Here is a 6798-nt window from a genome sequence, read left to right as displayed (position 1 = left end):
GCGCATTATAGGGAGTCGCGCCGGGATGACAAGGGCTTTTTCAGCAAAAAAATTCGTTCGCTCAGATATCAAGCAACCACCTCTTTTTTTGCTCAAAATGGCACCAACCCTGACTATTGCCGGATTTAAATTGAACATTTGAAAAGCCAATTTATAATTGCCATCTCAAATGTTCAATTGGAGTGCCCTCATGCATCAAATCCTCGATAGCCATAAGGAAGAGCAAATCGTCCCGCTGTTCCGCTTGGGGTTTCGACCCTTCTTCTTGTTCGGGGCTCTGTTTGCTGCCGTCGCCATGTTGTTCTGGTTGGGGCAGCTCAACGGTTGGCTAACCTTGCCCAGGATTGCCAACCCGATCTGGTGGCATGGTCATGAGATGCTGTTTGGTTTCGGGGCTGCCATCGTCGCGGGTTTTCTGCTCACCGCGGTGCAGAACTGGACGGCCCATCCCGGTGTTCGAAGCTGGCCATTGGCAATGGTGGTGGGGTTGTGGATGTTGCCAAGGACCTTGTTACCCTGGCTGGGTGAAGAGAATAGGCTCCTGATGGTGGCAGACCTGCTCTGGTTGCCGCTTTGCGCCTGGTTCCTTGCCAAGCCTATCTTGATAACCCGGCAATGGCGCAACCTCTTCTTCGTGCCCCTGCTGCTGATACTGACCCTGCTCAATGGCGCCAGCTGGTTATGGCAGGCCGATTGGACCACCGTTGAGCACCTGTTGATCACCACTGTGCTGTTGTTTACCACCCTGATCGCCGTGATGGGTGGAAGGGTGATTCCGTTCTTCACCGCCCGGGCAACCGGTCAGGAGAAAACCGCCCCTCAGCTCTGGCTGGAACGGGTGGCGCTCGCGGCACTGTGGCTTATATTGCTGTGCTGGCTGCTGCTCCCCACCCAATGGGTCACCAGCATATATATAGTGCCTCTCTATATAGTGGCGGCGAGTTTGCATCTATGGCGACAACTGCGTTGGCATCTTCCATCGACCCTTGCGCATCCCCTGCTGTGGTCACTCCATCTCGCCTATCTGTTTATCCCTCTTGGCCTGCTCGCTCTTGCGGCACATAGCGCTGGCCTGCCCATCACGCTGTCGATGGCCAGTCACCTGCTCAGCGCTGGCTGTATGGGCACCATGATCCTGGGCATGATTGCGCGAGTCTCCCTCGGCCATAGCGGTCGGGCCTTGCAGGTGGGACGCAGGATCACTGGCGCATTCGCCCTGGTTATCGCCGCCGCCACAATGCGGGTGGCGATTCCGCTGTTCTGGCCTGCTTATACCCTGCATGGCTGGAACCTCAGCGCGCTTGCCTGGATCGCTGCCTATGGTCTGTTTGTCTGGGTCTATTCCCCGATACTGATCCGCCCCAGAGCAGATGGTCGACCGGGTTGATGACTGCGGAACATGTTCAGGGTGTTGCCAACGGATAGTGGATGAGGTTGTGGAAGATCACCGGGGCTATGCCCAGATTGCGATAACCATGGGGGCGGTCGGCAGCAAAACGCAGCGCCTCCCCTTGCACCAGTGAGCGCCACTCTCCTGCCACCAGCACCTCCATCATGCCGCTGATGACGATGACATGCTCGGTCACTCCCGGCTCATGGGGCTCGGACTCACGCTGGTAACCCGGTAACAGGGTCAATTCAAGCAATTCGAAGCCAAACCGGTTTTCATAAGGGAAGAGGGGGGCCACTTGCATGCCCTCTCCCGCAGGCTGCTGGCGAATGGCATCGGCGGTACGATAGAGCACCTCTGCCTGCGCGGCGGGTGTGGGCTCAATAAAACTGGAAAATGAGACTCGAAAACCGGTGGCTATCTTCCACAGCGTCGCCACCGTTGGGCTGGACTCTCCCCGCTCAATCTGCCCCAGCATCGCCTTGCTGACACCCGTTTCGCGCGCGGCGGCATCCAGGCTCCAGCCGCGCTCGCTGCGCAGCCCCTTCAGTCGAGCAGCCAGATGCTGACTCATCTCTTGCATAACTGCCTCTTTATCACTCTTGCACGACGCCATTGTGCGCTATAGCGCACAGCGATATAGTCAAAGCTGTATTGTACGCAATAACGCACAGCGCGTCACAACGCCAAGAGGAAGAGTCATGCCCTTCGCCCTCCCCCATCTGGTCGCAGGCTTTATCGCCGTGGTAGTCGGCTACACCAGCTCCGTCATCCTGATCATCCAGGCCGTCACGGCAGCAGGTGCTGATACTGCCCAAGTTGCCTCCTGGCTCTGGACGCTGGGGATCGGTATGGGGGTGAGCTGCATCGGCCTCTCCCTTTATTACCGTATGCCCGTACTGACCGCCTGGTCCACCCCGGGCGCGGCACTGCTGATCACCACGCTGAGCAACTTCACTATGGCGGAAGCCATCGGCGCCTTTGTGATATCGTCCCTGCTGATCACTCTATGTGGCATCAGCGGCTGGTTCGACCGTTTGATGAGACATATTCCGGCTCCGCTGGCTGCCGCCATGCTGGCTGGCGTGCTGCTCAGATTCGGGCTGGATCTATTCAAGGTCGCCCCGCAAGATCCCTTGCTGCTTGGCACCCTGCTGCTGGCCTTCCTGCTGGGTCGTCATCTCTGGCCCCGCTATACCATGGTGCTGGTACTGGGAGTAGGGATGCTTATCTGCAGCGTGCGGGGGGAATTGCAACTGGGCACCCTGCACTGGCAGCTCGCCAGCCCGGTCTGGACATGGCCAGCCTTCTCCCTTGATGCTCTGTTTGGCATCGCGCTGCCGCTGTTCATCGTCACCATGACATCGCAAAACATGCCGGGTATTGCAATATTGCGGGCCCATGGCTATCAGCCTGCTACCTCCTCGCTGATCAGCTGGACCGGCCTGACCGGCCTGCTGCTGGCCCCTTTTGGCGGCTATGCCTTCAATCTGGCCGCCATCACCGCCGCCATCTGCATGGGCAAAGAGGTCGACCCAGAAATCAAACGCCGCTGGCCTGCTGCGGTCTGGGCGGGTTGCTTTTATCTTGTGGCCGGCTGCTTCGGCGCGACCGTCGCGGCTCTGTTTAGCGCCTTTCCGGCAGCCCTTGTCACCTGCGTCGCCGGATTGGCCCTGTTAGGTACCATCGGCAGCAGCCTGCACTCGGCCTTGCAACAGGATGAAGCGCGAGAAGCTGCGCTGCTCACCTTTATCATTACTGCGTCCGGGATCAGCCTGCTCGGCATAGCGGCAGCCTGCTGGGGGTTGTTGGTTGGACTTGCCTTGCACCGCCTTCATTTTTATCGACAAAGAAATCAATGAAACCTCAACCCGTGATGGCCTGCGCAAGATCCGGAAAAATTAGTTCACAGATAAAACTAATTACCCTTTAGTGGTGTCAGGGTACCAATCTTCCCGGACATGGTGCCCTGTCAGGTTCCATACAACGGAGTATAAAAATGAAAAATCAGGCTGTCTTGTTACTGCTGGCCATACTGGGTGCTACGAGCGTCCAGGCTGCCGGTACGGATCGAGAGCTGGCTCGCCAGCTCGCACTGCAGCAGAAAGACCTGCTGCCCCTGCTGAGCAATCAACAATACCAGAGCCCGCTTCCCAACCTGCTACAGAAGGCCAGCCCGCGCCTTAAGCGGCAGGCGAGCGATGCCAACCAGGCGGCCATCAGCCGGCAGGGACTGGATGGCGAGGTCAAGCAACTGATGCAGTTGCGGCTAGCCAATCCCGATCAGGCCGCAGCACTGCAACAGGGCGTCGAACCGCTGGTCGCCTATGTTCCGAGTGGAGATGAGAAGAGCTGGAGCGCCATTGAAGCGTTCGATAGCGCTGGCAATCCCGTCTATCTGGATGTGGACAAGGCACCGGCCCGGCCGGTTCTGGTAGTCGAAGCCGATCCCGTCAAAGCCAAGAACGCAGGCTTGAAGGTGATGCGCAAAGCGCTGGCCGATGCGGATCTGCAAAGCGCCCCGCGAGTGGTGGCCAGCACGGCGCCACTCAAGACCAGTATCCTGAAAAAGATCAGACTGAAGGATGATCAGGAGCCCTGGCTGCTCGGCGCAGCCGAAGTGTATGCAGTGGTCGCAGGGGTCAATCCCAGCCGGGATGAGCCAGTGGTCGATATTGTCGACATGCCCTACCTCGACTATGACAACACAGACTACACCCCCAACCAGATCCTGGTTTACTGGGATCGCTATCGCTGGGGGGCTGTCGATGTGGTGATGATGGAGCAGGATGACAACGTCAACTACAAGGAGCTGAGCGCCCTGCTGATTGAAGCCCTCAAACTCGGCTTTACTGCGGGTGGCGTGCCGGAAGCCCTGCCCTTCCTCGATCTCGGCGGTCGCATCGTCAAGGCACTGCCCGACTCCTGGATGACCAACAACGACGACTATCTGGATACCTTCTACACACTGGAGCAGGATCAGGTCTATCGCCAGTATCCGGGGGCTGCCGGTAATGCGGTTATCGATCTTGAACCAAAAGAGATCGCCCCGACCAGACCTTGATAATCGGCCATAACGAAAAAGCCAATGAGCAACTCATTGGCTTTTTGCTTTTATCGCGGTGAGCACTGATCAGCCCTTGGGACGAACCCCCAGGGTATGGCAGATGGCATAAGTCAGCTCGGAGCGGTTCAGGGTATAGAAGTGGAAATCCTTCACCCCTTCCTGACTCAGCACGCGCACCTGATCGATGGCGATGCTCGCCCCCACCAGATTGCGGGTCATCTGATCGTTATCCAGCCCCTCGAAACGCTGATGCATCCAGCGCGGGATCTTCACGTTGGTAAAACCGGCAAACTTGGCCAGGGTCTGATAGTTGGAGACAGGCAGGATCCCCGGCACGATTTCGGCATCAATGCCGATGGCGGCGCAGCGATCCCGAAAGCGCAAATACGTTTCCACATCGAAGAAGAATTGGGTGATGGCGCGGTTGGCACCGGCATCAATCTTGCGCTTGAGGTTGAGCAGGTCGGATTGCGCACTCTTGGCCTCCGGGTGCCCTTCCGGATAGGCAGCAACCGAGATATCGAAGTCCGCCTCTGACTTGAGCAGGGCAACCAGATCGGTGGCATACATATCCGGCTTCTCCAGCCCATGCGGCAAGTCACCGCGCAGAGCCACGATGTGACGAATACCGCTGTTCCAGTAGTCGCCGGCAATAGTGCGCAGCTCGTCGCGACTGGCATCGATACAGGTCAGGTGCGGCGCCGCAATCAGGCCTGTCCGCTCCTTGATGTCCTTGATCACCTTGTGGGTGCGATCACGGGTGCCAGAGTTGGCGCCATAGGTGACGGAGACGAACTTGGGTTCCAGCACTTTCAGCCGTTCGATGGACTGCCAGAGGGTATTCTCCATCCCTTCACTGTTGGGCGGAAAAAACTCGAAACTGACCGATATATCGTCATTCAAATCTGCCAAGCTCTGATTGAGCGCCTCAACCTGACGTGCACTGTGAAATCCCATCTGCTCTTCTCCCTGTCCTGCAATCCATCTGCCTACGTCAAAACGGATGTTTGGACGTCTAAACGTCTTTATATTTATGAGTAAAAGAAGACAAAGTCAACAGGGATTTAGCTCACATCCGATCTGACGAACGTCATATTTATAAAATTAACGGTACGTAACCGAAAAGTGCCCATCCCAAAATTGCCCCAGCCGAGTTATGATGGCTGCAGATCGTCCTGGACGTTCTGAATCTGCGTGTGATTGTTTGGCCGGAGGTTTCTCCGGCCCCTTTTCATCTATTTCCCACTCCTGCCGATAACAGAATGAGTCTTTGCAGGAGCACCATCATGGATACCCACCCCGGCTTTGCCACCGACTTGCTGTTCGATCGCTATCAGGGCGAGGTCGTTCAGCACGATCAGTTCTGGGCGGTTCGTACACCGGATGCTCCCGACTACTACTTCGGCAACTACCTGCTTCTCCCTACCCCACCCAGCGACCGTGACAAAGGCTGGCTGGAAGCCGCATTCGATCAGCTGATCGGCCAGGATCCTCGAGTGCGCCACCGCACCTTTCAATGGCCACTGGCGGCAGGGCAAAACAGTCGGGTCGCGGGATTTGTCGCAACGGGATATCAGTATATGGAGTGCGTGGTGTTGGCACTGGACCAGCAGAGCTGCCAAACCCATTACGGAGAAACGGACGGCCTTCAGGCTCGGTCCTTCGCAGCGAAGGATTGGCAAGAGTGGATCAAGTTTGAGCTACACGAACGTGATGAAGGCCATTCGGAGCAAAACTACCTTGCCTATCTGCGATCCCGCCAGACGCTCTATCAGGCCATGATTGCCGATGGGCTTGGAGACTGGTGGGGGATCTGGCGAGAGGGGCAACTGGTCGCCAGCTGTGGCCTCTTCTTTTGCGGCACACTTGGCCGCTTCCAGTTGGTACGCACGCACCATGCGTGGCGCAATCAGGGGTTATGCCGCCAGCTGCTGAGTCAAGTGGCTCGCGCAGGATTGTCCCGCGCCACACAGCTGATCATAGTGGCTGACGAGCACTACCATGCCCAGCGAATCTATCGTTCTCTGGGGTTTGCCCCGGTTGCCCGCATCGGCAGCCTCTGCCGCTGGCCCCACGAAGCACAATAAAGCGATACATGTTGGCTGCAAGCCATAAAAACGGGAGGCTGATGCCTCCCGTTTTTATTGATGCCAATGACCTATTGCTGCGGAGCTTCCAGCTCGTTGGAGAGCGCCTGCTCAAGCTCATCCAGGGATGCCGGTAATGGCGCAGCGGCCGCTGATACGGGTTCTGCGGGTGCCACCACGGCAGGGGTTTCACTGGCCGCGGGAGCTGCGGACACCTCAGTCGTCGGCGCTGAAGCAGGGGCAGGGGCAGGGGC

Annotated in this window: 6 protein-coding genes and 1 pseudogene; 4 read left to right on the top strand and 3 right to left on the bottom strand. The window is 57.7% G+C overall.

Features of this window, described 5'->3' with window-relative positions; all coding sequences use genetic code 11:
• Nucleotides 1-190 precede the first annotated feature (190 nt).
• Nucleotides 191-1387: an NnrS family protein gene (locus tag BN1117_RS11025; protein ID WP_040097351.1), complete on the top strand. Its 1197-nt coding sequence runs from the start codon at nt 191-193 to the stop codon at nt 1385-1387.
• A gap of 16 nt (nt 1388-1403) precedes the next feature.
• Here BN1117_RS11025 and BN1117_RS11020 read toward each other — a convergent pair whose 3' ends face one another.
• Nucleotides 1404-1973, bottom strand: coding sequence for a helix-turn-helix domain-containing protein (locus BN1117_RS11020; RefSeq protein ID WP_040097349.1), 570 nt, complete (start codon nt 1971-1973; stop codon nt 1404-1406).
• Between the two features lie 118 nt (nt 1974-2091).
• Between BN1117_RS11020 and BN1117_RS11015 the strand changes: the two genes are divergently transcribed.
• Together BN1117_RS11015 and BN1117_RS11010 are read left to right on the top strand one after the other, a co-directional pair.
• Nucleotides 2092-3252 (top strand): benzoate/H(+) symporter BenE family transporter, encoded by a 1161-nt coding sequence (locus BN1117_RS11015; protein ID WP_040097348.1) that lies wholly within the window; start codon nt 2092-2094, stop codon nt 3250-3252.
• Between the two features lie 137 nt (nt 3253-3389).
• Nucleotides 3390-4454, top strand: coding sequence for a DUF3103 family protein (locus BN1117_RS11010; protein ID WP_040097345.1), 1065 nt, complete (start codon nt 3390-3392; stop codon nt 4452-4454).
• A gap of 69 nt (nt 4455-4523) precedes the next feature.
• Here the strand turns inward: BN1117_RS11010 and metF are convergent, their stop codons facing one another.
• A complete protein-coding gene (metF, locus tag BN1117_RS11005) occupies nt 4524-5414 on the bottom strand; it encodes a methylenetetrahydrofolate reductase (RefSeq protein ID WP_040097343.1) in 891 nt (296 codons plus the stop codon).
• 329 nt (nt 5415-5743) lie between these two features.
• Between metF and BN1117_RS11000 the strand changes: the two genes are divergently transcribed.
• The gene (locus BN1117_RS11000) at nt 5744-6544 is read left to right on the top strand and encodes a GNAT family N-acetyltransferase (protein ID WP_040097342.1); all 801 of its coding nucleotides are present in this window, start codon (nt 5744-5746) and stop codon (nt 6542-6544) included.
• Nucleotides 6545-6615: 71 nt separating this feature from the next.
• On the opposite strand, the pseudogene BN1117_RS19055 reads toward BN1117_RS11000, so the two are convergent.
• Nucleotides 6616-6798, bottom strand: a pseudogene (locus tag BN1117_RS19055) (sugar ABC transporter substrate-binding protein); the annotation flags it as partial.

The sequence above is a fragment of the Aeromonas australiensis genome, assembly GCF_000819725.1.
GTDB classification, from domain to species: Bacteria; Pseudomonadota; Gammaproteobacteria; order Enterobacterales; family Aeromonadaceae; genus Aeromonas; species Aeromonas australiensis.
Note: the sequence above shows the minus strand (reverse complement) of the source record. Positions and strands in the feature narration are given on the sequence as shown.